21 protein-coding genes, 2 tRNA genes and 1 pseudogene are annotated in these 24,817 nt (G+C 65.9%); 19 read left to right on the forward strand and 5 right to left on the reverse strand.

Annotated elements, in window-relative coordinates:
* Positions 1-21 precede the first annotated feature (21 nt).
* The 9 genes from rpsM to prfA all read left to right on the forward strand — a co-directional run bounded on the left by rpsM (position 22) and on the right by prfA (position 5,622).
* Positions 22-387 carry a 30S ribosomal protein S13 gene (gene rpsM / locus ACWJI3_RS10240; protein ID WP_094514420.1) on the forward strand — a complete coding sequence of 122 codons (366 nt, stop codon included), beginning with the start codon at positions 22-24 and terminating at the stop codon, positions 385-387.
* 63 nt (positions 388-450) lie between these two features.
* Positions 451-843: a 30S ribosomal protein S11 gene (gene rpsK / locus ACWJI3_RS10245; protein WP_006173334.1), complete on the forward strand. Its 393-nt coding sequence runs from the start codon at positions 451-453 to the stop codon at positions 841-843.
* Positions 844-893: 50 nt separating this feature from the next.
* Positions 894-1,832, forward strand: a complete 939-nt coding sequence (locus tag ACWJI3_RS10250) for a DNA-directed RNA polymerase subunit alpha (protein WP_094514422.1) — start codon at positions 894-896, stop codon at positions 1,830-1,832.
* Positions 1,833-1,884: 52 nt separating this feature from the next.
* Positions 1,885-2,235 carry a 50S ribosomal protein L17 gene (gene rplQ, locus ACWJI3_RS10255; protein ID WP_094514299.1) on the forward strand — a complete coding sequence of 117 codons (351 nt, stop codon included), beginning with the start codon at positions 1,885-1,887 and terminating at the stop codon, positions 2,233-2,235.
* Positions 2,232-3,083, forward strand: coding sequence for a tRNA pseudouridine(38-40) synthase TruA (gene truA, locus ACWJI3_RS10260; RefSeq protein WP_480203767.1), 852 nt, complete (start codon positions 2,232-2,234; stop codon positions 3,081-3,083). Before rplQ ends, truA begins: the two co-directional genes overlap by 4 nt.
* A gap of 194 nt (positions 3,084-3,277) precedes the next feature.
* On the forward strand, positions 3,278-3,730 hold the full coding sequence (gene rplM, locus ACWJI3_RS10265; RefSeq protein WP_094514307.1) for a 50S ribosomal protein L13: 453 nt from the start codon (positions 3,278-3,280) through the stop codon (positions 3,728-3,730).
* Positions 3,727-4,134 carry a 30S ribosomal protein S9 gene (gene rpsI, locus ACWJI3_RS10270; RefSeq protein ID WP_094514311.1) on the forward strand — a complete coding sequence of 136 codons (408 nt, stop codon included), beginning with the start codon at positions 3,727-3,729 and terminating at the stop codon, positions 4,132-4,134. The genes rplM and rpsI overlap by 4 nt, the downstream gene beginning before the upstream one ends.
* Before the next feature lie 8 nt (positions 4,135-4,142).
* Positions 4,143-4,421 carry a 50S ribosomal protein L31 gene (rpmE, locus tag ACWJI3_RS10275; protein WP_094514314.1) on the forward strand — a complete coding sequence of 93 codons (279 nt, stop codon included), beginning with the start codon at positions 4,143-4,145 and terminating at the stop codon, positions 4,419-4,421.
* Positions 4,422-4,524: 103 nt separating this feature from the next.
* Positions 4,525-5,622, forward strand: coding sequence for a peptide chain release factor 1 (prfA, locus tag ACWJI3_RS10280; RefSeq protein ID WP_094514424.1), 1,098 nt, complete (start codon positions 4,525-4,527; stop codon positions 5,620-5,622).
* Positions 5,623-5,676: 54 nt separating this feature from the next.
* Here the strand turns inward: prfA and ACWJI3_RS10285 are convergent, their stop codons facing one another.
* Positions 5,677-6,174, reverse strand: a complete 498-nt coding sequence (locus ACWJI3_RS10285) for an HNH endonuclease (RefSeq protein ID WP_094514316.1) — start codon at positions 6,172-6,174, stop codon at positions 5,677-5,679.
* A gap of 125 nt (positions 6,175-6,299) precedes the next feature.
* On the opposite strand from ACWJI3_RS10285, the gene alr reads away from it, so the two are divergent.
* Together alr and ACWJI3_RS10295 are read left to right on the forward strand one after the other, a co-directional pair.
* A complete protein-coding gene (gene alr / locus ACWJI3_RS10290) occupies positions 6,300-7,526 on the forward strand; it encodes an alanine racemase (protein ID WP_480203625.1) in 1,227 nt (408 codons plus the stop codon).
* A gap of 18 nt (positions 7,527-7,544) precedes the next feature.
* Positions 7,545-7,633 (forward strand) — tRNA-Ser (locus tag ACWJI3_RS10295).
* Positions 7,634-7,668: 35 nt separating this feature from the next.
* On the opposite strand, the gene ACWJI3_RS10300 is transcribed toward ACWJI3_RS10295, so the two are convergent.
* Positions 7,669-8,670, reverse strand: a complete 1,002-nt coding sequence (locus ACWJI3_RS10300; RefSeq protein WP_255140361.1) for a serine hydrolase — start codon at positions 8,668-8,670, stop codon at positions 7,669-7,671.
* A gap of 2 nt (positions 8,671-8,672) precedes the next feature.
* Here ACWJI3_RS10300 and ACWJI3_RS10305 point away from each other — a divergent pair, with 2 nt between their 5' ends.
* From ACWJI3_RS10305 to ACWJI3_RS10325, 5 genes are all read left to right on the forward strand, one after another.
* Positions 8,673-9,425, forward strand: a complete 753-nt coding sequence (locus ACWJI3_RS10305) for a C40 family peptidase (RefSeq protein WP_399220361.1) — start codon at positions 8,673-8,675, stop codon at positions 9,423-9,425.
* A gap of 30 nt (positions 9,426-9,455) precedes the next feature.
* Positions 9,456-10,454, forward strand: a complete 999-nt coding sequence (locus ACWJI3_RS10310) for a glycosyltransferase family 2 protein (protein WP_255101346.1) — start codon at positions 9,456-9,458, stop codon at positions 10,452-10,454.
* A gap of 111 nt (positions 10,455-10,565) precedes the next feature.
* A complete protein-coding gene (locus ACWJI3_RS10315; protein WP_094514330.1) occupies positions 10,566-10,682 on the forward strand; it encodes a photosystem I reaction center subunit VIII in 117 nt (38 codons plus the stop codon).
* A gap of 71 nt (positions 10,683-10,753) precedes the next feature.
* Complete coding sequence (locus ACWJI3_RS10320; RefSeq protein WP_094514333.1) at positions 10,754-11,245, forward strand: photosystem I reaction center subunit XI; 492 nt, start codon at positions 10,754-10,756, stop codon at positions 11,243-11,245.
* 204 nt (positions 11,246-11,449) lie between these two features.
* Positions 11,450-14,611 carry an efflux RND transporter permease subunit gene (locus tag ACWJI3_RS10325; RefSeq protein ID WP_480203626.1) on the forward strand — a complete coding sequence of 1,054 codons (3,162 nt, stop codon included), beginning with the start codon at positions 11,450-11,452 and terminating at the stop codon, positions 14,609-14,611.
* Between the two features lie 755 nt (positions 14,612-15,366).
* Here the strand turns inward: ACWJI3_RS10325 and psaB are convergent.
* Together psaB and psaA are read right to left on the reverse strand one after the other, a co-directional pair.
* Complete coding sequence (gene psaB / locus ACWJI3_RS10330) at positions 15,367-17,580, reverse strand: photosystem I core protein PsaB (protein WP_094514338.1); 2,214 nt, start codon at positions 17,578-17,580, stop codon at positions 15,367-15,369.
* Between the two features lie 21 nt (positions 17,581-17,601).
* A complete protein-coding gene (psaA, locus tag ACWJI3_RS10335) occupies positions 17,602-19,905 on the reverse strand; it encodes a photosystem I core protein PsaA (protein WP_094514341.1) in 2,304 nt (767 codons plus the stop codon).
* Between the two features lie 513 nt (positions 19,906-20,418).
* On the opposite strand from psaA, the gene ACWJI3_RS10340 reads away from it, so the two are divergent.
* Positions 20,419-21,888, forward strand: coding sequence for a hypothetical protein (locus ACWJI3_RS10340; RefSeq protein ID WP_480203627.1), 1,470 nt, complete (start codon positions 20,419-20,421; stop codon positions 21,886-21,888).
* A complete protein-coding gene (gene cobJ / locus ACWJI3_RS10345) occupies positions 21,885-23,675 on the forward strand; it encodes a precorrin-3B C(17)-methyltransferase (RefSeq protein WP_480203628.1) in 1,791 nt (596 codons plus the stop codon). The genes ACWJI3_RS10340 and cobJ overlap by 4 nt, the downstream gene beginning before the upstream one ends.
* A gap of 67 nt (positions 23,676-23,742) precedes the next feature.
* On the opposite strand, the gene ACWJI3_RS10350 is transcribed toward cobJ, so the two are convergent.
* A tRNA-Pro gene (locus tag ACWJI3_RS10350) sits at positions 23,743-23,816 on the reverse strand.
* Between the two features lie 67 nt (positions 23,817-23,883).
* Between ACWJI3_RS10350 and lipA the strand changes: the two are divergent.
* Positions 23,884-24,756 (forward strand): annotated as a pseudogene (gene lipA, locus ACWJI3_RS10355) (lipoyl synthase); the annotation flags it as partial.
* Positions 24,757-24,817: the final 61 nt, after the last annotated feature.

The raw sequence follows: 24,817 nt of genomic DNA on the forward strand, positions 1-24,817 counted from the left end.
GCCCAACTGAATCGTTTCTTCGTGGCTCGGATTGCCGGTGTCGATATCCCTCGTGACAAGAGGGTTGAGATTTCTCTCACTTACGTCTATGGCATCGGCTTGACCCGTGCCCAGAAGATCCTGGCCAAGGCCGGTGTCAGCCCGGACATCCGGGTGAAAGACCTTGACGACGCTGACGTGCAGAAACTGCGCGCCGCAGCGGAATCCTTCACCCTCGAAGGCGACCTGCGCCGTCAGGAGGGCATGGCGCTCAAGCGTCTGCAGGACATCGGCTGCGTTCGTGGCCGCCGCCATCGCATGGGCCTGCCGGTCCGTGGGCAGCGCACCCGCACCAACGCACGCACCCGCCGCGGCGCGCGCAAAACCGTGGCCGGCAAGAAGAAGTAATCCTCTCGCCCAGCGCCTCACCGGCGTCAGTCCTTCCCAGTCCCCTACCCCAGGCCCCTGTCCATGGCGAAGCCAGCCAAGAAAACCGGCGCAAAGAAAACCAAGCGGAATGTGCCCAACGGCGTGGCACACATCCAGAGCACCTTCAACAACACCATCGTGTCGATCACCGACACCGCTGGCGAGGTGATTTCCTGGTCGTCTGCCGGGGCCAGTGGCTTCAAGGGAGCCCGCAAGGGCACCCCGTTCGCCGCCCAGACGGCCGCCGAAGCTGCCGGCCGCCGCGCCCTCGAGCAGGGCATGCGGCAGATCGAAGTGCTGGTGCGCGGGCCTGGATCTGGCCGTGAAACCGCCATTCGTGCTCTGCAGGTGGCAGGTCTTGAGATCACCCTGATCCGTGATGTCACCCCGCTGCCTCACAACGGTTGCCGGCGCTCCAAGCGCCGCCGGGTCTGAGTCGCTTCACTTCCAAGCCCTCGGGCATTCCTCTTCACCACCTTCAGGCCGTGCATCAGTATCAGATCGATCGCGTCGAGCATCAGATCGGCGAAGACCGCTCCCAGACGGGCGTCTTTGTGATCGGGCCTCTCGATCGCGGCCAGGCCATCACCCTGGGCAACGCCCTGCGTCGGGTGCTCATGGGTGGGATGGAAGGCAGTGCGATCACGGCCGTGCGCATCGCCGGCGTGAACCATGAATACGCCACGGTGCCGGGTGTCCGCGAAGACGTTCTCGACATTCTGCTGAACTGCAAGGAAGTGGTCGTCAGCAGCCGCAGCCGCGATCTTGAGATCGGCCGGCTTGTGGCCACCGGCCCCGCCACCGTTACCGCCGGTGACCTGCAATTCTCCTCGCAGGTTCAGGTGATCGACCTTGAACGGCCGATCGCCACCGTCGCGGAAGGCCACAGCCTCGAGCTTGAAGTGCACGTGGAGCGGGGTGTGGGCTATCGCCCCGTCGACCGTCACAACGAAGACACCAGCGCCATCGACCTGCTCCAGATCGATGCCGTGTTCATGCCGGTGCGGCGGGTGAACTACACCGTCGACGAAACCGCTGTCGGCGAAGGCGGCTCGGCGCGGGAGCGGCTGCGGCTCGAGATCCACACCAGCGGCGCGATCACCCCCGACGACGCCATGGCCCAGGCCGCCAATCAGTTGATTGCCCTGTTCCAGCCGCTGGCCAGCCTCACCATCGACGACGAGCCGGGCGTGGAGCCGGAGCCCTCTGCGGAAAGCCAGATCCCTCTGGAAGAACTCAACCTGTCCGTGAGGGCTTACAACTGCCTGAAGCGTGCCCAGGTGAACTCGGTTTCCGATCTCATGGGCTTCAGCTACGAAGACCTCCTCGAGATCAAGAACTTCGGTTCCAAATCGGCCGACGAGGTGATCGAAGCCCTTGAGCGCATCGGCATTTCTCTGCCCCAGAGCCGCACCACGGCCTAGACCCCGCTTCCCTGCGCGATCTCTCCCCTTCGACGTACACCACCCCGGAACCATGCGCCACCAATGCCGAGTCCCCCTTCTTGGTCGCCCAGCTGACCAACGCAAGGCACTGCTGCGCGGACTCACCACCCAGTTGATTCGCGAAGGCCGCGTCACCACCACCAAGGCCCGGGCCAAGGCCCTGCGTGACGAGACCGAGCGCATGATCACCCTGGCCAAGGAGGGCACCCTGGCGGCCCGCCGCCGGGCCATGGGCTACATCTTCGACAAGCAACTTGTCCACTCGCTCTTCGACAAGGCCCAGGAGCGTTACGGCGACCGCCAAGGTGGCTACACCCGCATCATCCGCACGGTGCCCCGGCGCGGCGACAACGCCGAGATGGCCATCATTGAGCTGGTCTGACAACGCCGCGCCGCATCGCCCTCTGTCTTCAGTACGAGGGCTCCTGCTATCACGGCTGGCAACGGCAGCCTCATCAGTCCAGTGTTCAGAGCACCCTGGACCATGCCATTGCTGCGCTTGAGCCCCCACCGTCACCCTCCACAGTTGCGGCAGGCCGCACCGATGCAGGTGTTCATGCCGCAGGTCAGGTGGTGCATTTCGATGCCACAGGCCCGATTCCTGCCGAGCGCTGGCCCGCCGCGCTGAACGGACGCTTACCTGCGACCATCCGCGTGCTTGCTGCCTCTGAGCAGCCTCAGAGCTGGCACGCCTGCTTCTCCGCCACCTACCGGCGCTACCGCTACACCCTCTACAACGGGCGCACTCCCAACCTCTTCCTGGCGCCATTCACCTGGCATCGCTACCGCCACCGGCTCGATGAGAACCGGATGCGTGCCGCGCTGGAAGGAATGCTCGGCACCCACAACTTCGCCGCTTTCCAGCGGGCCGGGAGCAGCCGCCCCCATGCCCGCACCACCGTTCAGGACGTGAGCCTGGAACGCGACGGCGACCTGATCACCGTGGAGATCCAGGCCAGTGGCTTCCTGTACGGCATGGTGCGCCTGGTGCTGGGCCAGCTTGTGGCTCTCGGGGAAGGCCGGCTCAGCCTCGAGCAGTTCGAGCACCGTTGGCGCACCGGTGCGCGCGCTGAGGTGAAGGAAGCGGCTCCGCCCCAGGGCCTTTGCCTGCTGCGGGTTGGGTACCCACAGCCAATCTTCCCCATGAGCGCATGGTATGATTGCCAACCGCGATTCAGGTTGAGAAGCCAGGATCCGCCGGAGTTTTCGCCTCTTTCGCCCAGCTCCTGAAACCAAGTCCAGCGGGCCTTTCGCGGCCGCCTCCAAGGGATTCACCCAGGAGCTGGAGAAGGCGACGGTCTAGGCTCCGGATCAGCGATGGGCTCAACGTTCTCTCCATGCGGAGATAACAGGGCCACCTCCCTCCTGTCCAGCCCCCCCATTCAGCGGGATGGCGCAATCCCTCCGTCCGGCCTGCCGGTGCAATGAACAAGACCTCCGTCCCCTCTCCTGATTCCCTTGATCGCCAGTGGTACCTGGTTGATGCAGAGAATCAAACGCTCGGCCGTCTGGCCAGCGAGGTGGCCAGCGTGCTGCGCGGCAAGAACAGCCCTTCCTTCACCCCTCACCTTGATACCGGCGATTTCGTCGTGGTCGTCAACGCCGACAAGGTGCGTGTGAGCGGCAACAAGCCCGAGCAGAAGATCTACCGGCGCCATTCCGGCCGCCCCGGCGGCATGAAAACCGAAACCTTCGCCGCCCTGCAGGCTCGCCTCCCTGAGCGCATCGTTGAGAAGGCGATCAAGGGGATGCTGCCCCACAACGCCCTCGGGCGGCAGATGTTCCGCAAGCTGAAGGTCTACAAGGGTGCCGAGCATCCGCACGCCGCTCAGCAGCCCCAGCCCCTGGCCCTCGATCCTTCCGCTTCCGCACGATGAGCACCTCCACCAATCGCGTCGTCTACTGGGGAACCGGCCGCCGCAAGACAGCCGTCGCCCGTGTGCGCGTGGTGCCCGGCACCGGCGCCATCACGATCAATGGCCGCCCCGGCGACAACTACCTGAACTACAACCCCAGCTACCTCGCTGCGGTCAAAGCACCCCTCGACACCCTGGGGCTGTCCACCGACTACGACCTGTTGGTCAACGTCAAAGGCGGCGGCCTCACTGGGCAAGCCGATGCGATCAAGCAGGGGGCTGCCCGTGCGCTTTGTGATCTCTCCCCAGACAACCGCAAACCGCTGAAGACCGAAGGCCACCTGAGCCGCGACCCCCGGGCCAAGGAGCGTCGCAAATACGGCCTCAAGAAAGCCCGCAAGGCTCCCCAGTTCTCCAAGCGCTGATCCACGTCATGCCCAAGAGCGACATCCATCCCACCTGGTACCCCGATGCCAAGGTGATCTGCAACGGAGAGGTGGTGATGACCACCGGCTCCACTCATCCCGAGCTCAACGTCGACGTGTGGAGCGGCAATCACCCCTTCTACACAGGCACCCAGAAGATCCTCGACACCGAAGGTCGCGTCGACCGCTTCATGCGCAAGTACGGCATGGCCAGCACCGACAGCGCCAAGAAGGCCACAGCACCGGCGGCCGAAGCAGTCAGCGAAACCCCTGCAGCCGACGCTTGAGACCCTGCCGGTCTGGCCTCCCACCCGGCACCGTGCTGATTTCACACCCACGGCCGGATGCTCCAGGGCATCCGGCTTTTTGCTGAGCGCGCCACCCGCTGCCATGGACCCTGCCTTCCTCGCCGAACGTCTGGAAGCCGTCCGTCTGACCTTCACCACCCTGGAGCGGCAACTCGCCGATCCGGCGGTGGCCGCCGATCCGGCCCAGCTGCAGCACCTGGCCCGCGAACGGTCACGGCTCGAACCGCTGGTGCTCGATTACGCCTGCTGGAACGAGCTGCGGCGAGAGTGGACCCAGACCCGCCAACTGCTGAAGGAGAGCCGCGGCGACGCTGAACTGGAGCTGATGGCCCAGGAAGAGCTGGCGAGCCTGACGGCCCGGATCGGTGCCACCGAGGAACGCCTCACCCTCGCCTTGCTGCCGAGCGATCCCCGCGATGAGCGCAGCGTGATGCTGGAGATCCGCGCCGGCGCCGGCGGCGACGAAGCCTCGCTCTGGGCCGGGGACCTGGCCCGGATGTACGAACGCCATGCCCAGACGCTCGGCTGGCAGGTGCAGCCCGTCAGCGCGTCTGAAGCCGATCTCGGTGGCTACAAGGAGGTGATCCTCTCGATCCGTGGGGATGGGGTGTACAGCCAGCTGAAGTACGAAGCCGGCGTGCACCGGGTGCAGCGGGTTCCCGCCACCGAGTCGCAGGGGCGGGTGCACACCTCCACCGCCACCGTGGCCGTCATGCCCGAAGCGGATCCAGTGGAAGTGCAGCTTGACCCCAGCGACCTGGAGATCAGCACGGCCCGCTCAGGGGGCGCCGGCGGACAGAACGTCAACAAGGTGGAGACCGCCGTCGATCTCCTCCACAAACCCACCGGCATTCGCGTCTTCTGTACCCAGGAGCGCTCCCAGCTTCAGAACCGGGAACGGGCTCTGGCGATCCTGCGGGCGAAGCTGCTGGAGCGTGAACTGGCGGCCGCGGCCGCAGCCGAAAGTTCGCAGCGACGGGCCCAGGTCGGCAGCGGCGACCGCAGCGAAAAGATCCGCACCTACAACGTGAAAGACAACCGGGTGACCGATCACCGGCTCGGCCGAAACTTCGCGCTCGAGGCGGTGCTGCAGGGCCAGTTGGGCGAAGTGATCGCAGCCTGCATCGCCGCCGATCAACGCCGGCAACTGGAGCAGCTGGCGGCTGACGCAGCGGCGTGAACACTGATGGGCTGCTTGGCCCATCAGCGGGAGGTCCGTTGTCTGGCGCCGGCTTCAGGCCCCGATCACATACTTGGCCCACTCGCGACGGCCGGAGCGGATCTGGCGTGTGGCCTCGAAGTAGAGGGTGCTCACGGGCCGCCGCGGCACCCTTGCCAGTGGCATGGAGGCCTCGCGCGGGGTGCGGTTGCCCTTGCGAACGTTGCAGCGCAGACAGGCGGTGGTCACGTTTTCCCAGCTGTCGCCCCCTCCTCTGCTGCGGGGGATCACGTGATCGATCGACAGCTGATCGCCCTGATAGCCGCAGTATTGGCAGGAATGGCCGTCGCGCTGAAAGACATTGCGGCGGGTCAGGGGCAGCTCCTTGAAGGGCACGCGCACGAACTGGCGCAACCGGATCACCGATGGCAGCAGCAGATCGTCCCGCAGGATGCGGCTGCTGTCGTGTTCGAGGCCTTCCGCCTTCCCCTTCAGCACCATCACCGTGGCACGACGCCAGGTCGTGATGTTCAACGGCTCATAGGAGGCGTTCAGTACGAGAACCTGGCTCACGACGCTCTGTCGAGGGGAGGCATGCCAGACCTCCTGCGTGGCGGCATGCTAATGGGAGTTTCTGGTCCTGCTTCAGATCCGCTCCAGGTTCGCTCTACGCGGCTCCCTGCCACGCCCTCGCCCGGATGATTCCCGCTTCCGACGCTCCTTCCTTCCCCTCCGCCACTCCCTCCACCACCGACGCCCCGCTCGCTTGCGGTCTGCATCCCACCCAGCGAGCATGGGTGGAGGTGGATGCTGCGGCAATCCAGCGCAACGCCAGCCGGTTGCAGCGCTTTCTCAGCCCCGGCTGCGCGTTGATGGCCGTAGTCAAGGCCGATGGCTATGGCCATGGCGCCCTGCCCGTGGCGCAGGCGGCGCTGGCCGGCGGTGCCAGCTCACTCGGGGTGGCCACCCTGCAGGAAGGTGTGGATCTGCGGCAGCGGGGAGTTAAGGCACCGATCTTGGTGATGGGCAATCTGGTGGGCGCCGAAGAGCTTCACAGCTGCCTGCACTGGCAGCTGATGCCCACGATCAGCACGCTGGAGGAGGCCAGCTTGAGCCACCGCCTGGCGGCAGGCACCGGTCGCCGTATGGAGGTGCATCTCAAGCTCGACACCGGCATGGCCCGGCTGGGGGTCGACTGGCGCGTGGGTGCCCAGCTGCTGGAGTCGCTGCATGACCTCGACCACCTGGAGGTGGCCGGGCTGTATTCCCATCTCGCTGATGCCGATGCCCCTGACGCCGGCGGCTCCGATCTGACGCGCCAGCAGCAGGAGCGGTTCGAATGCGTGCTGTGCCAGGCCGCGAACCGCGGGCTGGCCACCGGCCTACGTCATCTCGCCAACTCCGCCGGCAGCCTGCGCGGGCCTTCCCTCCACTACGACCTGGTGCGGGTCGGCCTGGCCCTCTACGGCCATGCGCCTGCCCCCCATCTGGCCACGCAGGTGCAGCTGGAGCCGGCCATGGGGGTTCGTGCCCGGGTCACCCTGCTGCGCGATGTCCCAGCCGGCGTGGGGGTGAGCTACGGCCACCAATGGCGCGCGCCGCGGCCCAGCCGCCTGGCGGTGGTGGCGATCGGTTACGCCGATGGCGTGCCGCGCTCCCTCTCTAGCCGCATGGAGGTGCTGTTCGCGGGCCACCGGCTGCGCCAGGTGGGTGCGATCACCATGGATCAGCTGTTGATCGATGCCACCGACGAACCCGAGCTGCGCGTGGGATCGGTGGTGACGTTGCTGGGCTGCGACGGGGACATTCGCATCGGTCCGGAGCACTGGGCCGCCACCTGCGGCACCATCCCCTGGGAGATCCTCTGCGGCTTCAAGCATCGGTTACCGCGGCTCCGTCCCGAGGAGGCCTGTCACAGGCGCTGATAAGCTTTGCCAGCCCCTGGAGAGGTGGCTGAGTGGTTGAAAGCGGCTCCCTGCTAAGGAGTTACAGGAGGCAACTTCTGTCGAGGGTTCGAATCCCTCCCTCTCCGTTCCCTGGTTCTGCAGCTCCCGCGCTGCTCCTTGCTCACTGAAGCGTGGGCCTGCCTTGGCGCTGCTGGTCAGTGGCGCCCTTTGCATCGGCAGGCCGCACCTCTGGATCCACGGCGCTGGCTTTCAGCAGGCCGGCAGCCAGCTGGGGCAACAGGCGTGCATCCTGCGCCCGCTCGGACCCCTCGCTGAACACCACCAGCAGAAAGGGACGATGGCCCTCCATCTCCACATAGGCAGCATCGTGGCGGGCCTGGCTCATCCAGCCCGCCTTGCTCCAGAGCCGGGCGGACAGCGGCAGCCCTTCACCGAGGAAGCCGTCCACCTGATTCTCCGGATCCGCCGCCCGCAGCGCTGGATCGAGAGGACGCCGCAGCAGCTCGCGCATACGGGCGCTCGCCAGTGGCGATACGAAGGCGCCCGCCATGGCGGCATGCAGCAGGCGGGCAGTGGCATCGCTGCTCAGCCGGTTGCGGTTGGCGCGATCGGGTCCGTAGAACTGGCGCTCACGCCCGTAAGGACCATCGCCCCAGGTCTTCTGACAGAGGTTGCAGGCCTCCATCTCGGGCCAGCCCAAGCGGGCGAACCAGCGGTTCACCAGCTGACGTTGCGCCATCCAGGCGTCCAGAGCGGCCGGAGGCAGGTCCGGACCGCTGGTGGTGCCGGTCAGCATGTCCACCACATAGCCGGTGGCGTCGTTGCTCGAGTCACGGATCATGTCCGCGAGGGAGCGCCGCAGTTCCGGCGACTCCTCCAGCAACTGGCGCTGCAGCCAGGCTTCCGCCGCCGCCAGATAGAAGAGCTTCACCACGCTGGCGGGGTAGACGGAGCGGCCGCCCGCCCAGCTCGCTCCGGCCGGCGGCAGGGCCCAGAACGTCGCCGGATCAAGCCCATCGGCCTGGCCGATCAAGGAGGTCTCGTACCGCAGCCAGGTGACGGCCAGCTGATCGGCAAGACCGGGCCGGGCCTGCCCTTCCAGTTCGCGGAGCCGCTCCTGCAGGATCGTGCCCATGGCCCCATCCGGGCGGTAGAACGCCATCGATGTCGGCCACAGCAATGGTGAGATTAGGCACTCCCGCAGCGGCGGAACTGCTGGTAACAGGCAGCCGCTGGCGCCTGCTGGCCCCGCTGGACGGGTACAGCCGCCCCAGCGGGGCGGGACTCGCCACCCAGGCCGCGGCAGGGCGCTGCCTGGAGGTACTCCAGGCAGCAACGCCGCCGGAGGGAAGGCTGCGGGTGCGGCTGCTCGAAGACGGCTACGGCTGCTGGCTGGACGCGGGTGAACTGGCCGGCAGGGCGGAAGCGGCAGCCCGTCCGTTGCCGCGGCTGCTGACGGCGGCAGCGATCCAGGCCCGGCTGCCTGAGGTGCTGGCATTTGCGGCCGGCGCTGCCGCCCACCCCAACCACTACCTCTGGGGAGGCACCACCGGCCCCCACTACGACTGCTCCGGGTTCATCCAGAGCGCGTTTGCCCAGGCGGGGATCTGGATTCCTCGTGACGCCTATCAACAGGAACGGTTCTGCCAGCCGGTGGCGGTGAGCCCCTCCACCCTGACGCTGCTACGACCGGGGGACCTGATCTTCTTCGGCCGTCCGCAACGCTGCACCCATGTGGGACTGCACCTGGGCTCCGGGCGCTATCTGCACAGCTCCGGACGCGACCACGGCCGCAACGGTCTGGGCATCGACCAGCTGGCCCCCTGGGACACGCATCCGGTGGCCAGCCACTACCGCCGGGAACTGCGGGGCGCCGGCAGGGTGGTCCACTGCCATGACGGCAGCCCACTCCCGTAAGTTGCAGGCTCACCTCTTTCCGCCAGCCCCATGAGCGCGCCCCTCCGGCTGGAGCTCTCGGTGGTGATCCCCCTCTACAACGAGGAAGAAAGCCTGCCACCGCTGGTGGAGCAGGTGCTACGCGCCGTGCGTCCCCTGGGGCGGCCCTTCGAACTGGTGCTCGTCGACGACGGCTCCACCGACCGCACCGCCGAGGTGCTGACCGGGCTGGCCGCGCGCGTGCCGGAGCTGGTGGCCGTGCTGCTGCGGCGGAACTACGGCCAGACCGCTGCGATGGCGGCGGGTTTCGATGCCAGCACCGGCGCCATGATCGTGACCCTCGACGGAGACCTGCAGAACGATCCGGCCGATATCCCACTGCTGCTGGAGCGGCTGGAGGACGGCTACGACCTGGTGAGCGGCTGGCGGCACCTGCGCAAGGACGCTGCCGTGCAACGGCTGCTGCCGTCGTTGATCGCCAACCGGCTGATCGCGCGGGTGACCGGGGTGCGCCTGCACGATTACGGCTGCTCGCTCAAGGCTTACCGCCGTGAAGTGGTGGCCGACATGAACCTCTACGGCGAGCTGCATCGCTTCCTTCCGGCGCTCGCGTTCATCGAGGGCGCCCGAATCGCCGAGGTGAAGGTGAACCACCATCCACGGCGCTTCGGCAGCAGCAAATACGGCATCGATCGCACCTTCCGGGTGCTGATGGATCTGCTCACGGTCTGGTTCATGAAGCGGTTCCTCACCCGTCCCATGCACGTGTTCGGGTTCGGGGGGCTGGCCTCCCTGGCGGTGGGCCTGCTGATCAGCCTCTACCTGCTGGGCGAGAAGGTTTTCCTCGATGCCGATATCGGCAATCGTCCCCTGCTGCTGGTGGCGGTACTGGCGATCGTGGCCGGCATCCAGTTGTTCTGCTTCGGGCTGCTGGCGGAGCTGCAGATGCGCACCTATCACGAAAGCCAGGGGCGGCCCATCTACCGGGTGCGGCAGACCCTCAAGGGGCCCCGTGGCGCTGAGCTGGCCGCAGCGGTGGGCCCGGCCTGAGCGATGGGTTTGTCCCTGCCGGATTGAACTTTTATGTCGCCCTGTGCAGGCTTCTGAGCCTGGCCGAAAGCGATCCTTACAGTACCGGCGGTTGCTGTATTGGCCCAAGCCATGACTGGAGAATTCGTAGCTGCCTGGCTGCCGTCGGTGTTCGTGCCTCTGGTGGGAATCCTCGGTCCTGCTGTCGCCATGGCCCTGCTGTTCAACGTGATCGAAGCCCGCGACTGAACCGGTGCACGGGTCAACGCCCGCCGGTCTTTCGCTCCGCCCGTTCGCCTCCCCTTCGCTCGCTTCACCTCATGACCGTCCACCCCGTCGCCGACCCCACCGTCGGCAACCTGGCCACCCCGATCAACAGCAGCTACTTCACCAAGGCGTTCCTGAACGCGCTGCCCGCCTACCGTCCGGCATTGTCCCCCAACCGGCGTGGCCTGGAAGTGGGCATGGCCCACGGTTTCTTCCTCTATGGGCCTTTCGCCCTCACCGGGCCGCTGCGTCTCACCGAGTACGCCAGCACCGCCGGCCTGCTGGCCACGATCGGTCTGGTTTCGATTCTCACGGTCTGCCTGTCGATCTACGGCACCGCCGGCACCGGCCCCAACGTGCAGCCCCCCGACGCCACGATCGACAATCCCCCCGCAGACCTCTTCACCAAGGCCGGTTGGGCTGAGTTCGCCAGCGGCTTCTGGCTCGGTGGCTGCGGCGGCGCCGCCTTCGCCTGGTTCCTGGCCGGTACCGCTCTGGTGGCTCCGCTCACCAACCTCGCCGGTGGCGTCTGGAGTGTGAACTGATGCGCTGAGTCTTCAGCGTTCACCTTGAAGCCCCGCCCAGGCGGGGCTTTTTCATGGCCGGAACCAAGTTGGCATCAGGTCGGCACTGGCTCTGATGCAGGAGAAGCAGCGCCAGCAACCTGGCACGTGCCGAAACGGCACCGGAGCGGGGGCAGTTTCTGTAAGGATTGTTGAACGACAGGCTTGAGTTGCGGGATCGGGTCCATGTCGGTGTCTGGTCCGTTTCTGCGCCGGCCGGTGCTCACCTTGGTGGTGACCCTGCTGATCCTGCTGGCGGGAGCGATCTCCCTGCCAGCCCTGCAGGTGGAGAACCTGCCACCGATCGCACCCATCCGGGTGAGCGTGCGCGCCAGCTACCCCGGCGGCGGCGCCCTCGCCGTGGAGCAGGGCGTCACCACCCCGCTGGAGCGCCAGCTCAACGGCCTCGAGCGCCTCGAAAGCATCCGTTCCAGCAGCTCGGCGAACGGCAGCACGATCACGCTCACCTTTGAGGGCGGCAATCCCGAGCTCAACCAGATCAACGCCCAGAACGAAGCCACGCTGGCGAACCGTCAGCTGCCCCCGCAGGTGTCGCGGCTGGGGGTGCAGGTGCGCCGCAGCTCCGACGACCTGCTGATGGTGCTGGGCTTCAGCGCCAAGGAAGGCATGTACACGCCGTCGTTCCTGAGCGGCTGGGTGGATCAACAGCTGCGTGATTCTCTCCAGCGGGTTCCGGGCGTGGGCAACGTCACCGCGTTCGGCGGGGGGGATCTCGCCTTCCGGCTGTGGCTGGATCCGGTGGAGCTGGAAAAGCGTCAGCTCACCATTCTTGATGTGGAGCGCGCCCTGGCCGAGCAGAACGTGTTGGCTGCTCTCGGTCAGGTGGGCGACGCCCCCAGCCCCCCCGGCCAGCAGATCACCCTGCCACTGGAGATGGAAGGGCGCCTCCGCAGCGTGCGCGAGCTGGAGCAACTGGTGGTGAGCCGGACCGCCGATGGTGGCGTCGTGCTGCTCAAGGACGTGGGGCGGGTGGATCTCGACCTCGAGAGTTTTGAGAGCACCGGCATGAACCTGAAAGGGGATCCGGTGGTGGCCGTGCAGATCTTCCAGCGCGATGGCAGCAACGCCCTGGCAGTGAGCGATGCCGTCAATGCCAGCCTTGATCGGCTGGCCGATCAGTTTCCACCCGGGGTGGAGGTGCAGCGGATCGTCGATGTGGCCGACACCGTGCGGGAAAGCATCGACCTCACCACCGCCAGCCTGCGGGACGCTGTGGTGTTGGTGCTGGTGGTGCTGCTGCTGGCCCTCGGCAACAGCCGGCTGGCGGTGGTCACGGCCGTGGCCGTGCCGGTGGCCCTGATCGGCAGCCTCAGCCTCCTGTGGGTCACCGGCAGCTCGATCAACACGCTGAGCCTGTTCGGCATGGTGCTGGCCACCGGACTTGTGGTGGATGACGCGATCGTGGTGAGTGAAGACATCAGCCGGCGACTCGAGCAGGGCGAATCACCGGCGATGGCCGCACGCAACGCCATGGAGGAGCTGGGCGGAGCTGTGATCGCCACCTCGCTGGTGCTGGTGGCGGTGTTTCTGCCGGTGCTGGCCATGGCCGGCAGCGTCGGCCGGCTCTACCAACCGATCGCGATCACGATCAGCGCCACGATCTTGTTCTCCACGATCAATGCGCTCACCTTCACACCGGTGGCGGCGGCCTGGCTGCTTGCCCATGGCTGGCAGGAGCCGGCCCGGCTCAGAAGGTTGCTGCACAAGCCGCAGGTGTGGCTGGAGCGCCTCGGCCATCACTACGGTCGTGCCCTCGAGCGCAGCTTTCGTCGCCGGCGCCTCGTGCTGCTGGGGCTGGTGGGGGGCATCGTGCTGGCGGTCTGGGGCCTGGGGCAACTGCCCACCGGATTCATCCCCCAGGAAGACGAGGGCCAGATCCGGGGCGTGGTGATGTTGCCGGGTGGTGCCTCGATCCAGGCCACAGAAGCCGTGCTGGAAAAGGTGCGGGAACGGGTGGTGGAAGAGCCGATGGTTCGGATCGCCAACTTCTATGCCGGGCGTTCCTTCGGCGACAGCGCCCCCAACCGCGGCATCTTCTTCATCCGGCTCAAGGAGATGAGCGAAAGGGGCACCAGTCGTGAAAACAGCAACGTGGCGGTGGCCCGACGGCTGGAACGGCGGCTGCGGGCAGAGATCACAGACGCGGCGGTGCAGGTGAGCGTGCCGCCAACGGTGCGCGGCTTCGGTGGCGAAGGGGGTCTGGAGCTGGAAATGCTCGACGTCAGTGCGGGACGGCTTGACCTGGCGGCGTTCGAGCAGGAAACCCGCCGCTTCATCGCAGCCGCCAATGCCAGCGGCGACTTTGAGCGGGTCAGCACGCGCTTCAGCGCGGACGCCCCACTGCTTCGGCTACTGCCCGACCGGCTGCGCATGGCCTCGCTGGGGGTTGAGCTCAACACCGTGGTCAACACGCTGGGCTCCAGCTTCGGAAGCCGCTACGTGAACGACACCTTCGAGAGTGACCGTGTGCGCCGTGTGGTGGTGCAGCTCGACGGGAGCAGTCGGAACACAGCAAATGATGTGCTTGCCCTGCAGGTGCGCAGCAGCGCCGGTGACCTGATCCCCTTGCGTGAGGTTGTGCGCATCGAGCAGTCCACGGGCCCCACCACCATCAACCGCAGCCGGCTGTCGCGGTCCATCACGATTCAGGCCGTGCCGCGCTCCGGGCTCAGCACCGGGCAGGCGATCGCTCGCCTCGAAGCCATCCAACAGGACATGGGGAACGCCTTGACGGATCTGGAGTGGGTGGGGCTGGCGCGCGAGGAACAGCAGGCGGGCGGCAAAACGCTGACGCTGTTCGTGTTCGGCGTGGTGGTGGTCTACCTGGTGTTGGCCGGTCTCTACGAGAGCTTTCTCGACCCCCTGATCATCCTTGTGACCGTGCCACTCGCCATGCTCGGGGCGCTCGTTGGCCTGGCCAGCCGAGGATTGTTCCTGGATGTGTATGCCCAGGTGGGCTTGCTGGTGCTGGTGAGCCTGGCAGCGAAGAACGGGATCTTGATCGTGGAATTCGCCAACCAGCGGCTCCAGCAGGGAGTTGGCCTGAGAGAAGCGATCGAAGAAGCGGCCATCAGTCGCCTGCGACCGATTCTCCTCACCGCGGTGTCCTCATTGGTTGGTTTTCTGCCGCTGGTGTTCGCCACCGGCGCAGGATCAGCAAGCCGGATCAGCATCGGCACCGTGGTGTTCTCCGGCTTGTTGGTGTCCACGCTGCTCACCCTGTTCGTGGTGCCGGTGATGTACCTGGAGATGAAGCTGCTGGAGGGAAGAAAGTGGTGGCCCCAGCGAAAACTCACATCAGCGGCGACCGATTCCCGGCAAGGCTGAGAGCAAGGGATTGGTCCTGAGACCCCAGGCGCCTGGATGGTCCGGGGCTGGAGACTCATGACCCTGAGGTGGACCCCGAAAACTGAACCAGCCCTGAAAAGAACTTTCCGGCCGGCCAGACTTGGCCAGGAGAAGCCCCTGGCTTTCGCACTTCTGTCTTGGCGCGATACTGCCCTGGATCTTCCCAAGCAAGACCAGTAGAAGACCGAGCTGATGGGGAGCAAGCTGATCGTGCACCAGGCTGATACAAACAAGGCTGTCAAGATGCGGAGCTGAACAAACGCAGACCGGACGTCCGCCACGCTCATTCGAAACCCGCCTCGGCTCTCCCACTCAACGCTCCTCCATAACGAGACCAAAGAACGTCCGGCCCGACTTGCTGCCGATGAATCCAGATGCATGCAACTGAGTGGAGCCGCGTGCGGCTGAAGGCTGCTGGGTCCATGGTCCTCAGTGCGTGGCGGGTCGCCCCTCCCATCGGCCCTCACAGTGCTTGGTCATCCCAGGACAGCGCTGGACCACACCGCACTGAACTCAACGGATCTGAACTGAGCTGAACTGGACTGGACTGGACTGGACTGGACTGGACTGAACACATGGGGTATTGCCAGGACGAGGCCGTAGGGCTGTCGGTCAGGCTGCTCTCCACCATGGCCAGCCGTGCGCAACTGCGGAAGTGAGGCGCATGAAAAAACCCCCGGGTAGACCCGGGGGTGAAGGAGGATCGTCCCTCGAAGATCAGGCTGGCCGCAGGGTCAGCCGAATTTGCCGGAGGTGGATGCGATCAAGAAGGCTGCGTATGTGAGCACGTAGCCAACGGAGAAGTGCGCCAGACCGACCACACGGGCCTGAACGATCGAGAGAGCGACGGGCTTGTCACGCCAGCCCACCAGGTTGGCGAGCGGGGTGCGCTGGTGTGCCCAGACGATGGTTTCGATCAGCTCCTGCCAGTAACCGCGCCAGGAGATCAGGAACATGAAGCCGGTGGCCCACACCAGGTGACCGAAGAGGAACATCCAGGACCAGACGGCCAGGTTGTTCGACCCGAACGGGTTGTACCCGTTGATCAGCTGGGAGCTGTTGAGCCAGAGGTAGTCGCGGAACCAGCCCATCAGATAGGTGCTGGATTCGTTGAACTGAGCCACGTTGCCCTGCCAGATCGCCAGGTGCTTCCAGTGCCAGTAGAAGGTGACCCAACCCACCGTGTTCAGAGCCCAGAACACCGACAGGTAGAAGGCGTCCCAAGCAGAGATGTCACAGGTGCCGCCACGGCCGGGGCCGTCGCAGGGGAAGGAGTAGCCGAAGTCCTTTTTATCGGGCATCAGCTTGGAACCACGGGCGTCCAGAGCACCTTTGACCAGGATCAAGGTGGTGGTGTGCAGGCCAAGCGCGATGGCGTGGTGCACAAGGAAGTCGCCAGGGCCGATGGGCAGGAACACATCGGTGTTGCCGTTGATGGCATCGAGCCAGAAGTGATCACCAGGGATGTTGGCCGAAGCCAGGCTGGCGGCACTGCTGGGGTTCGAGAGCAGCACATCCATTCCGTACATGGCTTTGCCGGAGGCAGCCTGCACGAACTGGGCAAACACGGGCTCCACCAGGATCTGCTTCTCGGGGGTTCCGAACGCCACGACCACGTCGTTGTGGACGTAGAGGCCGAGGGTGTGGAAACCGAGGAACAGGGAGACCCAGCTGAGGTGGCTGATCAGAGCTTCCTTGTGATCAAGCATCCGAGCCAGAACATTGTTCTTGTTGGCTTCGGGGTCGTAATCACGAATGAAGAAGATCGCACCGTGAGCGAAGGCACCGACCATCAGGAAGATGGCGATGTACTGGTGGTGGGTATAGAGAGCAGCCTGCGTCGTGTAGTCCTTGGCGATGAACGCATAGGACGGCATGGCATACATGTGCTGTGCCACCAGGCTCGTGACCACACCCAGCGAAGCCAGGGCCAGACCGAGCTGGAAGTGGAGCGAGTTGTTGACGGTGTCGTAGAGGCCCTTGTGCCCAGCGCCGAGGTCACCAGGGGTGCCCTTGGGGGGGTTGTGAGCATCAAGGATCTCGCGGATCGAGTGACCGATTCCGAAGTTGGTCCGGTACATGTGACCGGCGATCACGAAGATGCAGCCGATCGCCAGATGGTGATGGGCAATGTCCGTGAGCCAGAGCGCCTCAGTCTGGGGGTGGAAGCCGCCCAGGAAGGTGAGGATCGCGGTGCCGGATCCCTCAGCGGTACCGAACACCTGGTTGACGGTGTCGGGGTTCTCGGCATACACACCCCAGTTGCCGGTGAAGAACGGAGCAAGACCGGCGGGGTGGGGCAGCACGTTGAGGAAGTTGTCCCAACCGACGTGCTGACCGCGGGCTTCGGGAATCGCCACGTGGACCAGGTGACCGGTCCAGGCGATGGAGCTGAAGCCGAACAGAACAGCCAGGTGGTGGTTCAGACGGGATTCAGCGTTCTTGAACCAGGCCAGGGAAGGCCGGAACTTGGGCTGAAGGTGAAGCCAGCCAGCGAACAGGGCCCAGGCCGACAGGATCATCATGAAGATGGAACCCTGATAAAGCTCGGCGTTGGTCTTCATTCCGATCGTGTACCACCAGTGGTACAGGCCGGAATAAGCGATGTTCACCGGAGAGGTGGCACCCGCCTGAGTGAAGGCGGTGATGGCCCCTTGGCCGAAGTGAGGATCCCAGATCGCGTGAGCGATGGGACGGACATGCAGCGGATCGGCGACCCACTGCTCGAAGTTGCCCTGCCAGGCGATATGGAACAGGTTGCCGGAAACCCAGAGGCCAATGATGGCCAGATGACCGAAGTGGGTGGAGAAGAGCTTCTGGTAAAGCTTCTCCTCGGTCATCCCGTCATGGCTCTCGAAGTCGTGAGCCGTGGCGATGCCGTACCAGATACGGCGGGTCGTCGGGTCCTGTGCCAGACCCTGGCTGAACGAAGGAAATTTCGTTGCCATTGGGAAAGGTCAGGTGTGAGGTCAGCCGACCGCGATGAGTCGGGACAGGAAGAAGGCCCAGGTGGTAGCGATACCGCCCAGAAGGTAGTGAGCAACGCCCACGGCACGACCCTGAGTGATGCTCAGAGCACGTGGCTGGATGGCCGGAGCCACTTTCAGCTTGTTGTGAGCCCAGACGATGGACTCAATCAGCTCTTGCCAGTAGCCGCGGCCGCTGAACAGGAACATGAGGCTGAAAGCCCAGACGAAGTGAGCACCCAGGAACATCAGGCCATAAGCACTGGAAGAGGTGCCGTAGCTGTTGATGACCTGAGCGGCCTGCGCCCAGAGGAAATCGCGCAACCAGCCATTGATGGTGATGGCGCTCTGAGCGAAGTTGCCATTGGTGATGTGCTGAACGCTGCCGTCCGCATTCACCGTGCCCCACACATCGCTCTGCATCTTCCAGCTGAAGTGGAAGATCACGATCGAGATGGAGTTGTACATCCAGAAGAGGCCGAGGAACACATGGTCCCAAGCCGAAACCTGGCAGGTACCGCCACGGCCGGGGCCGTCGCAGGGGAAGCGGAAGCCCAGGTTCGCCTTATCGGGGATGAGCCTGGAGCTGCGGCTGTAAAGCACACCCTTCAGCAGGATCAGCACGGTGACGTGGATCGTGAAGGCGTGGATGTGGTGGACCATGAAGTCGGCCGTTCCCAGGGGGATCGGGCCGGCAGCCACCTTGCCACCCACAGCAACAACAGCGCCATTGAACACTTCGCTCACACCGGCCAGCGCGTTGGGCGCAGTGGTGCCGGCTGCAGCGGCGTGCAGGCCCTGAATCCATTGAGCGAAGATGGGCTTCAGCTGAATGGCGGTGTCACTGAACATGTCCTGGGGACGGCCCAGGGCACGCATGGTGTCGTTGTGGATATAGAGGCCGAAGCTGTGGAAGCCAAGCCAGATGCACACCCAGTTGAGGTGGCTGATCAGGGCATCACGAGCTTTCAGAACCCGGTCAAGCACGTTATCGATGTGCTGGGCAGGGTCGTAGTCGCGGATCAGGGCAATGGCCGCGTGAGCGCCAGCACCCACCACCAGGAATCCGCCGATCCACATGTGATGCGTGAACAGCGAGAGCTGGGTGGCGTAGTCGATGCCGATGTAGGGATAGGGGGGCATCGAATACATGTGGTGCGCCACGATGATCGTGAGCGAACCAAACAGCGCGAGGTTGACCGCCAGCTGGGCATGCCAGGAGGTGGTCATGAACTCGAACAGGCCGTCGTGACCCTTGGGTGCGGGGAACAGCAGGGGATCGCCCTTCTGACCCTCAAGGATCTCCTTGATGCTGTGGCCGATGCCCCAGTTGGTGCGGTACTGGTGGCCGGCAACGATGAACAGGACAGCGATCGCCAAGTGGTGATGCGCGATGTCGGTCATCCAGAGGCTGCCCGTGACGGGATTCAACCCACCTTTGAAGGTGAGGAAATCGCTGTAGGCGGCCCAGTTGCCCGTGAAGAAGGCGGAAAGGCCCGCTCCGAAACCGGGGAACAGCTGAGCGATCAGGTCCTGGTTGAGGAATTCGTGGGGGAGGGGAATGTCCGCCACCGAGGCGATGGTCTTGCCATTGAGCACCAGCGGCTTGCCGGCATCCATGGCATCCATCAGGGCCGTGGTCGGCAGGGACACGTGCAGGAGGTGACCCGTCCAGGACAGGGACCCCAGCCCGAGCAGACCGGCCAGATGGTGGTTGAGCATCGACTCAACGTTCTGGAACCACTCCAGCTTTGGGGCTGCCTTGTGGTAGTGGAAGACACCGGCGTTGAGCATCAGACCGGCCATCACCAGGGCGCCGATTGCCGTGCAGAGCAACTGGAACTCACTGGTGAAACCCCAGGCTCTCCACACGTGGAAAAGACCTGAGGTGATCTGGATGCCGTGGAAGCCGGCGCCCACATCGGCGTTGAGAATTTCCTGGCCGAAAATGGGCCAGACCACCTGAGCACTCGGTTTGACGTGCAGGGGGTCGGCCAGCCAGCCGGTGTAGTTGGAGAAGCGGGCACCGTGATAGAAGGCGCCGCTCAGCCAGATGAAGATGACGGCCAGATGGCCGAAGTGAGCGCTGAAGATCTTCCGGGAGACCTCTTCAAGGTCGCTCGTGTGGCTGTCGAAATCGTGAGCGTTGGCGTGGAGGTTCCAAACCCAGGTGGTGGTTTTGGGACCTTTGGCGAGGGTGCGATCGAAGTGCCCGGGCTTACCGAGAACATCGAAGTCGACGGGAACGGGGTTCCGGTCAACCATGGCCTTCGCCGTTTTCCCACGCTCTGGTGGGCTGATGGTCATCGAGACGTTCCTCGAGGGACGGGGTCGAGGTGGAGGTGGAGGTGGAGGTCCACCGCTCCGGCCGGGTGCAGGCACCTGGCCGGCGGGCCGAACAGCACCGCGGATCGGAATCCGCCATGCCGTTGACTCCAGAGGGCAGGGGCGTGGCGAAAGCCAAAACCCGTTGCCACGACTGGGGCAAGGGCCCCGATGAGGGGACCGCTGGCGAGAGTATAGGGGCGAGCTTCTGGCCGTTTGCCGAGGAAGTAACAAAGGTTCAATCCCCTGGCTCTCCTGTCTGGGACTGGGCTCTCCCGCCCGATTCTTGTCATTGAAATGCCGGGGATAAGCCCCCATTTGTTATCCGGCAATTCCGGATGTTGGAGCGTTGATTCAAGTCCTCAGGTCGGCATCGATTCTGCGCTCACCAATGGGCCAGCAGAATGCCCAGGCCGTCGTCAGGGCAGGAGCAACGAGATGGTCATGGCGAGCCTGCCTGCCCGGAAGCTGCCGCACTTGCGGGGTTCACGCGCCTTGGGGCGGACCATCAGCGCCGGCCTGCTGTGCCTCACCGTGTTGCTCAGCGGAGGCTGGGGCTGGAGAAACGCCGGCTCACCTCCGCCTACCGCTGCACCGGCTCCGCTTGCCAGCGGCACCGTGCGCGAAGTCGCGCCGCCCCGCCCGACTGAGCAACTCAAGGAGGTGCTCAGCGCCCATCGCCCGCAGCTGACGATCGTTGCGCCGGCGCCGGACACCGTTCTTCCCGCCGACCCCTGGACCCTGGAGCTGCGTGTGGCTGACTGGCCGCTGGCGGGGACCAACCCAGACGCTCCCGGCCCCCATCTGGTGGTGCAGCGCGACCAGGAGACACCGATCCGGGTCGGTGCGATGCCTGCCAGCCGCAGCGAGGAGGACTCCGCCGATCCGCGCACAGTGAAGGTGCCGATGGAGCCGCTCACTCCAGGCAGCCATCGGATCAGCGTCTACGCCGCCTACCCCTGGGGTGAAGCGGTGAAAGCGCCCGGCGCCAGCACCCAGATCCGGTTACACCGCGCCGCCGCCAACCCCCTGGGAGTGCCACAACCCGCCAGCCCCCAGCTGATTCCGGCCATTCCTTTCGACCTGATCCAGGCAGAACCGGTGCTGATCGACTGGCTGCTGTTCGATGCCCCCCTGCAACACCTGCGCGACGGCGACGACAGCTGGCGGTTGCGGATCACCCTCAACGGCGACAGCTTCCTGGTGGACCGTCAGACCCCGATCTGGCTGAAGGGGCTGACCAGCGGGGAAAACGCCATCCAGCTGGAACTGCTTGATGGGAGGGGCGACCCGCTCAATGCACCCTTCAACTCCCTGGTGACGGCGGTGACACTCACGGCTGGGGCTCCATCGCGCTGGCCCTCCACTCCCCTCAATGACGCTGAGCTGAAGCAGGCCCTGCTGGGCGGAGCGGTCGGAACCTCCCCAGCAGAGCCGGCGCCGCCCAATCCGCCGGCGCCACCAGGGAAGCCATTTCCACTGGGGCAGTCATCTGCTTCTGGGCAATCTTCTGCTCCTGGGCCGCAGGATCCGGGCGACAACTCGGGCGCCAGCGCCAGAAATGCGGAGGAGGAAGCAGAAGCGGAGGCGGAGGAGCCGGAACCTGCCACCCTCGCCGCTCCTTCTGACACTGCTGCGCTCTCCGCTGCCGACCTCGCAGACGGGGAGCAGGTGGGGGCAGCATCCATCGCCGAGAAGGACGCCCCCCCACCTGAACCTGAGCTCGAGAGCCAACCTGAACGTCAGGCCAAAGCCGAAATCGAAACTCAGCTCAAAACGGGTAACAAACCTGGGCCCGAAATCGAACCAGAACACGAGCCGGAAGACCCGCCAGCTCTTGGCGATGGGATTGTCTCCATCCATGGTGCACCTCGCGAAAGCGATGCCGACGACGGACCGACAGCCGGCCCGTCCGCCGATGCGGGCGAATCGCCGGCGATCGGGCGTGCCAGGTTCGGCGCATGAACGACCCCACGCCTGACGCCTTGCCCTTGCCCTGCCGGGGACTCAGCCTCAGTCCTGCCGGCCAGCCCCTGCTTCAGCGGCTGCACCAGGCCGGGCTGGTGCAGGACATCGCCAGCCCCGAGGAAGCCGGCGGCACCTATCTGTCGCGGGAGTGGGGCAACAGCCGGTCCTTCGTGGCTGTGGGTGCCTGCGGCGCCATCACCCGGCTGATCGCACCACTGCTGCAGGGCAAAAGCCAGGATCCGGCGGTGGTGGTGGTGGATCCGGCCGGACGCTTCGCCATCCCGCTGCTGGGCGGCCATGGCGCCGGGGCAGAGCGTCTGAGCCAGCAGGTGGCGGCCCTGCTGGGCGGCCAGGCCGTGCTGACAGGCGCCAGCAGCGGCAGCGGCCGCCTTGCCCTCGATGGCTTCGGCACCGCGTGGGGATGGCGGCGCGGCAGCGGCGACTGGAATGGCCTGATGCAGGCAGCGGCCAGGGGGGAGCAGCCATTGGTGCAGCAGACCAGCGGCTCCCCCCTCTGGCGCGAGCTTGAGGCGGCCCGGCAGCTCAGCGACGTGCCCGACCCGGCAGCTCCTGTGCTGGTGATCAGCGATCAACTGGGTATGGGCTGTCGCTGGCACCCTCCCAGCCTCTGGCTGGGGGTGGGCTGCGAGCGCGGCACCAGCTTCACCCTGCTGGAGCGAGCGGTGCTGACGGCGCTGCAGGAGGCTGGGCTGGCACCGGAGGCCGTCGCCGGCCTGTGCAGCGCCGACCGCAAAGGGGATGAGCCGGCACTGCTGGCACTGGCCGCTGAGCGCCAGTGGCCGCTGCGGCTGTTCAGTGCCGCCGAGCTCGCCGTTGTGCCGGTGCCGACCCCTTCGGCGGCCGTGGCGCGGGAGATGGGCACGGCCAGCGTGGCGGAGGCGGCAGCGCTGCTGGCCGCCGGACCCGGGGGCTGCCTGCGCCAGGCCAAACGCATCGAACGCTGCCGCAGCGACGAACGCGGGGCCGCCACGGTGGCGGTCGCGGCCGCCGCCGAGCAGTGGGCGCCGCAACGGGGCCGGCTGCATCTGATCGGCAGCGGGCCTGGCGAGCTGGCCCTGCTCACTCCCGATGCCCGTGCCGCACTGGCGGCGAGCACGGTCTGGGTGGGCTACGGCCTGTACCTCGACCTGCTGGAACCACTGCGTCGGCCTGATCAGCTGCGCTGCGACGGCCAGCTCACCCTGGAGCGGGAACGGTGCCGCCAGGCGCTGGAGCTGGCGATGCAAGGCCTGACGGTGGCACTGGTGTCATCGGGCGACAGTGGCATCTATGGCATGGCCGGGCTGGCGCTGGAGCTCTGGCTGGCCCTGCCGGCCGAGGCCCGCCCCGGCTTCACGGTGCATCCGGGCATTTCCGCGCTGCAGCTGGCGGCCGCCCGCGCCGGAGCCCCCTTGATGCACGATTTCTGCACCATCAGCCTGAGCGATCGGCTCACCCCATGGGAAACGATCGAAACCCGCCTGCGCGGGGCAGCTGCGGGGGATTTCGTGGTGGCCCTCTACAACCCGCGTTCGCGCGGACGCGACTGGCAACTGGCCCGGGCCTGCGCCCTGCTGCTCGAACAGCGGGGCGGCGACACGCCGGTGGCCCTGGCCCGGCAGCTGGGGCGGCAGGACGAGCAGGTGAGCCTGCACCGGCTGGCGGACCTGCCGGTGGCGGAGGTGGACATGCTCACGCTGGTGCTGATTGGCAACAGCACCACACGGATTCAGGACGGCCGCATGGTGACCCCCCGCGGTTACCCCGGGGCTGATCTGGCCTGAGCCACGGTTGATCTTGCCCTTGACCGTGCCAACGCGGCGAAATCCGCGGACGCTGTGAAGTTGAAAGTCGGGATGACAGGATTCGAACCTGCGGCCCCTTCGTCCCGAACGAAGTGCGCTACCAAGCTGCGCTACATCCCGATGGGGAGAGGATAGGCGATCGCCGCTCCGGGGCCCCTAAATTCATGGGCTGTTCAGGCGTGGGTCCGTGTCGCAGCTCAAACCCGACTGGCTGCGCGTCAAAGCCCCGCAACGGGAGCGCATCGGCGCGGTTGCCGACCTGTTGGTCGACCTCAAGCTCAACACGGTCTGCCAGGAAGCCAGCTGCCCGAATATCGGCGAGTGCTTCGCCGGTGGCACGGCCACGTTCTTGATCATGGGGCCGGGTTGCACCCGCGCCTGCCCTTACTGCGACATCGATTTCGACCGAAGCGTGCGGGCGCTGGATCCCACCGAACCGGAACGCCTGGGCGAGGCCGTGGCCCGGCTGGGTCTGCAGCATGTGGTGATCACATCGGTGAACCGCGACGACCTCGACGACGGGGGCGCCAGCCAGTTTGTGGCCTGCATCGCCGCCGTGCGTGAGCGCTCCCCCGGCACCACCATCGAGCTGCTGATCCCTGACCTCTGCGGCAACTGGGAGGCCCTGGCCGCCGTCATGGCAGGTAAGCCCGAGGTGTTGAACCACAACATCGAAACGGTGCCGCGTCTGTACCGGCAGGTGCGTCCTCAGGGCGAGTACAGCCGCTCGCTGGAACTCCTGGCGCGGGTTCACGACCAATGGCCAGCCACGTACACCAAATCGGGCCTGATGGTGGGCCTGGGCGAAACCGACGCCGAAGTGCTCGACGTGCTCGCCGACCTGCGCCAGCACCACGTCGACATCGTGACGATCGGCCAGTACCTCTCTCCAGGGCCGAAACACCTGGCCGTTCAGCGTTTCGTGGAGCCTGCCACCTTTGCAGCCTTCCGCCAGCAGGGGGAAGGGGAGCTGGGATTCCTGCAGGTGGTGAGCTCACCGCTCACCCGCAGCAGCTACCACGCCGGGGAGGTGCGGCGGCTGATGCGGGAACATCCACGCGGCGACGGCAACCTCGGCAAGGAAACCGGGGCTGGCGGCACAGCACAGCCCCTCGCGGCAA

It is taken from the genome of Marcopretia estuarina LEGE 06307 (assembly GCF_056633115.1).

What these genes read in the sequence shown, in the direction of transcription:
- rpsK (WP_006173334.1), top strand. Translation starts at nt 451, where the DNA reads ATGGCGAAGCCAGCCAAGAAAACCGGCGCAAAGAAAACCAAGCGGAAT.
- rplQ (WP_094514299.1), top strand. Translation starts at nt 1,885, where the DNA reads ATGCGCCACCAATGCCGAGTCCCCCTTCTTGGTCGCCCAGCTGACCAA.
- rplM (WP_094514307.1), top strand. Translation starts at nt 3,278, where the DNA reads ATGAACAAGACCTCCGTCCCCTCTCCTGATTCCCTTGATCGCCAGTGG.
- rpsI (WP_094514311.1), top strand. Translation starts at nt 3,727, where the DNA reads ATGAGCACCTCCACCAATCGCGTCGTCTACTGGGGAACCGGCCGCCGC.
- rpmE (WP_094514314.1), top strand. Translation starts at nt 4,143, where the DNA reads ATGCCCAAGAGCGACATCCATCCCACCTGGTACCCCGATGCCAAGGTG.
- prfA (WP_094514424.1), top strand. Translation starts at nt 4,525, where the DNA reads ATGGACCCTGCCTTCCTCGCCGAACGTCTGGAAGCCGTCCGTCTGACC.
- alr (WP_480203625.1), top strand. Translation starts at nt 6,300, where the DNA reads ATGATTCCCGCTTCCGACGCTCCTTCCTTCCCCTCCGCCACTCCCTCC.
- ACWJI3_RS10300 (WP_255140361.1), bottom strand. Translation starts at nt 8,670, where the DNA reads ATGGCGTTCTACCGCCCGGATGGGGCCATGGGCACGATCCTGCAGGAG.
- ACWJI3_RS10305 (WP_399220361.1), top strand. Translation starts at nt 8,673, where the DNA reads ATGTCGGCCACAGCAATGGTGAGATTAGGCACTCCCGCAGCGGCGGAA.
- ACWJI3_RS10310 (WP_255101346.1), top strand. Translation starts at nt 9,456, where the DNA reads ATGAGCGCGCCCCTCCGGCTGGAGCTCTCGGTGGTGATCCCCCTCTAC.
- ACWJI3_RS10315 (WP_094514330.1), top strand. Translation starts at nt 10,566, where the DNA reads ATGACTGGAGAATTCGTAGCTGCCTGGCTGCCGTCGGTGTTCGTGCCT.
- ACWJI3_RS10320 (WP_094514333.1), top strand. Translation starts at nt 10,754, where the DNA reads ATGACCGTCCACCCCGTCGCCGACCCCACCGTCGGCAACCTGGCCACC.
- ACWJI3_RS10325 (WP_480203626.1), top strand. Translation starts at nt 11,450, where the DNA reads ATGTCGGTGTCTGGTCCGTTTCTGCGCCGGCCGGTGCTCACCTTGGTG.
- psaB (WP_094514338.1), bottom strand. Translation starts at nt 17,580, where the DNA reads ATGGCAACGAAATTTCCTTCGTTCAGCCAGGGTCTGGCACAGGACCCG.
- psaA (WP_094514341.1), bottom strand. Translation starts at nt 19,905, where the DNA reads ATGACCATCAGCCCACCAGAGCGTGGGAAAACGGCGAAGGCCATGGTT.
- cobJ (WP_480203628.1), top strand. Translation starts at nt 21,885, where the DNA reads ATGAACGACCCCACGCCTGACGCCTTGCCCTTGCCCTGCCGGGGACTC.